The 3,439-nt window shown below is 60.0% G+C and carries 2 protein-coding genes; one reads left to right on the top strand and one right to left on the bottom strand.

The window, feature by feature from the left end:
* Positions 1-200 precede the first annotated feature (200 nt).
* Positions 201-2,873, bottom strand: a complete 2,673-nt coding sequence (locus H5U08_RS13205; protein WP_297033884.1) for a methyltransferase domain-containing protein — start codon at positions 2,871-2,873, stop codon at positions 201-203.
* A 287-nt stretch (positions 2,874-3,160) separates the two neighbouring features.
* On the opposite strand from H5U08_RS13205, the gene H5U08_RS13200 reads away from it, so the two are divergent.
* Positions 3,161-3,439: phosphoribosyltransferase family protein (locus H5U08_RS13200; protein WP_297033880.1), on the top strand; the 279-nt coding region annotated here is incomplete at its 3' end.

Raw genomic sequence — 3,439 nt, 5'->3', positions numbered from 1 at the left:
GGAAATCCAGCGTGCGGCCGTCAGCCAGAGCACCGTTCGTCGGCACGGGCGAAGGTCCTTATCCTGCACTGAGTCTGTCAACAGACGCGATTTTTATCAGTTCTCGCGCCACAATTTGAATGCTACCGGTCGCTGGAGACCGTGTCAACGAAAGGGCTGCATCTTGCGGGTTGAGGCATCGGCCTGTTCGCAGATGCCACTCACGGAGTGGCTTTGCGCTCGAGCAGGATGGTCCATGCCAACGCCCCCTGCCGGTCACTGCTGGGTGTGTCGAAGCGTGTCGGTTCCAACCTGAGGATGTGGAAATCGCGGGAAAAATCTTCGCGGATTTCTTCTTCGCGAACCCGGGGCGGCCCGCCCGTCCCCGATTCATTGGCATTGCCCGCCAGAATAAGCACGCGGCTGCCAGGCTTGGTGACGCGGCGTAAAGTGGCAAGATACTCGGCCGCAGCCGTACGGCGAACGCCGTGGTAACACCCGCGATCATAGACACAGTCAAACTTCGGCAGATAGACCGGAGGATTGAGCACATCGCCCAGCAGCCACCGGACGTTCACGCCGGCCTTTTGGGCTTTTTGGCGGGCGATGGCAAGGGCGGTGGGCGCCAGATCGATCGCCGTCACATCAAAACCCTGCTGCGCCAGATAAATGGCGTTTGTGCCCGTGCCGCATCCGAGTTCGAGGGCCTGGCCGGGCTGGAGCCACTTTTCCGCGATGGCCTGGCGAAGATCGCTGGAGGGTCGACCCGTATCCCACGGTGGCCTGTTCCCTGCGTGATACGCGCGGTCCCAGCGCTCGATGAGGGCAAGCCCCTCCGCAGTGAACGGCAAGACCCCAGCGGCCAGGGGCCAGGGACGATCAGTGGAAATGATGGGGTCCCCCTTGTAGGCGATGGTGGCCTGAGTCCAGTCCGGGGCCGGCAGATCGAGCTGGACCGTCGACCCCTCCGCCAGGCGGATGCTCAGTGAAATCATCTCCGCAGTCGCTGAAAGGACCTTGAGCCGGTCCTTCAGATCCGGGGGCTGGTCCGCCTTCCCCACTGCCATGACCCAGAGGCTCCGCTGGACGGGTTGGTTCGGCAGGGTGATGGTCACGCGGGTACTCTGCCGCTTCTGCTGCCCGGCCACCTCGTCACTGACGGTGCTCGCCTCGGCAGGGAGAGACGGTGGCCAGATCCGCAGCATCTCGAGCGATGATTTGGTCCCGGTATAACGGATGATGTCACCGTCAATCACGGGGGTTTGGGGAAAATGGAAAAGGACCGACACAGGGGTTGCAGGAGTTGGAGGGACCACATAGTCATCCAGCACCAGCACGTCTGGTTTGAGGCAGAGCAGCCGCCGGAGAAACGTCGGTCGGGGGTCGATTCGACGATCCTTCTCGAAGCGACCATAAGCGTTTGAGGCATCGCCCACCACCATCGTGAAACGCGGGTTCTCCTGGAAAGCCAAAATGTCGCCGGTGTCGAATGGTCCCTCCGGGACCGTGGGACCGACAAATTGTCGCGGATCGTTTCCCAGCACACGCTGACCACCACCGATCAAAAGCGTGTTGTGAAATTCGGTGGCCTTTGCGCCATATTGCCCGGCGTCCACGAGGAGCTCTTCCCCGGCGGAGAGCACAAAACTGTTTTGATCGGCGTGCTGGTGGCCGGCGAAGCTATCACCACACACAAACACCCCCCAAATAGCCTCGGGGCCCCAGTCGCTGCGGAAGCTGGCCCAGCCCACACCCGGGAAAAGACAGCCCGTGGGAAGGCTCTCCCGCTGCACTTCGCGGATCGAGGCATCAAACCAGAGAATCTTGGGCCAGATGTGGAAGGGGTAGCGCAGGGGAGTATGGTTGGCCACCCATTGGGCGAAGGGATCCTGATACCGTTGGGCGAGCAGCCAGAGGTAGGCTGTTTCCTGGTGACCCCACCGGGCAGGGGTTTCGATGTCGGCGATCGGGGCGAAAGAACTGTCGAAAGGGCGAGTGCAGTACAGCAGCCATCGGCCGGCGCCGCCCAGCCCGGGACACATGGCGAACAGATCTTCACCGGTAGCCGTCCGCCAGGCCTCCATTTGATGGGCGAGTTCGTAGGCAAAGAAGCTGAAATAGCTCATACTTTCGTGCCAGCCGCCCTCGCCTATCCGACCGGGCTTGCCACCGCCCAGTTGGTTTAAAGTGGGAATGAAGTGCCGCTTGAGCATCTGGTCGCATTCCACGAGCAGTTCGTCGGCCCATTCCTCTTCATGGGCCAGTGCCAGAGCCGCATAGACCAGCGGACCGTATTCCAGGTACACGTGATTGTTGTAATCCGAGTGGCGATACTCCTTTTTCATCGCCGTGACCAGGTTCTGCATGCGCCGGCGCAGGCGGTCCTTCTCCTTCGGGGACAGCAGCGGATAGAGCCAGTCATAGGTGATTGCCAGAGCCTTGAGCATTCTGGGCCGCGTCCACGAATCCCCCTCGGCGGTGCAGAGGTAGTCGGTGAACCTGTCGATCCGCGGCCGCAGTTTGGGATTCTGTTTCTCCATGACAAACACCACGAGCGTGGCGATCGCCTGATCTGGCGTGACCCAGAGATTGGGGTTGAAACTTTGGGAATAAGCAAAACGTCGAAGGTCTTCGTATTCTCCGGCGGGAAAGTTGGCCTCTTCGCGACGAAAAGAAAACCTTTGCCAATCGTCGGGGGTCAGCCAGATTCGTGGGTGTTCGCGGCGAACTTTCTCAGAAATCTGAGGAGCGTGCTCCGCGGCCACAAGGGCGGAATGGCAAAGCAGCATCCCCGAAGCAGCAATCGCCAGAGCGATCAACAGAATGGCTTTTTGCAGCGGGGTGTACTGGGTGAAAATAGCGGCTCGGGCAAATTCGCATCTGAACGTTTTCACGGTAGTATCCTCCCTCATCCGAGATTTGACATTTTCGTCCGGGAGTATTATACCGTGGGGGCTGCGCGCGGAAGTGGGGCGAGCGTTTTGGCATGTGGCCCGATTTCGGAAAACGGCCGGGCGTGGGAAACTTATCATCTGGGCTGACCTTGCCAATGGGGCAAAAACTCGGCTAACATGCGGAAAGTCGATCGCTCCAAGCTGGTATCGGGGAGTTGATGGCCGCCTGGATGGCGTAATGGCGGCAGACCTGCTGTCACTGTTTTCAGGCTCCAAAGGAGGTACCCATGCAGGTCCTGTTGGATGAGAACACACTTCGGGAAGGCGTTGACCGTCTCGCCCAGCAGATTGAGGAGCGCTATCGAGGGAAGAAACTCACCCTCGTGGGTGTGCTTCTGGGAAGCGTCGTATTCCTCGCGGATTTGATGCGGCGACTGACGATTCCCTATGGAGTGGCGATGATTTCTTCGCGGCAGATGACCACTGAGAACAATCGGCCGGGACAGCTTGTTATCCACGTCGATTCCCTCATGCCGGAAGTGAAGGGCCGACACGTGCTGATCATC

Source organism: Thermogutta sp., assembly GCF_014359955.1.
Classification (GTDB): Bacteria; Planctomycetota; Planctomycetia; order Pirellulales; family Thermoguttaceae; genus Thermogutta.
Note: the sequence above shows the minus strand (reverse complement) of the source record. Positions and strands in the feature narration are given on the sequence as shown.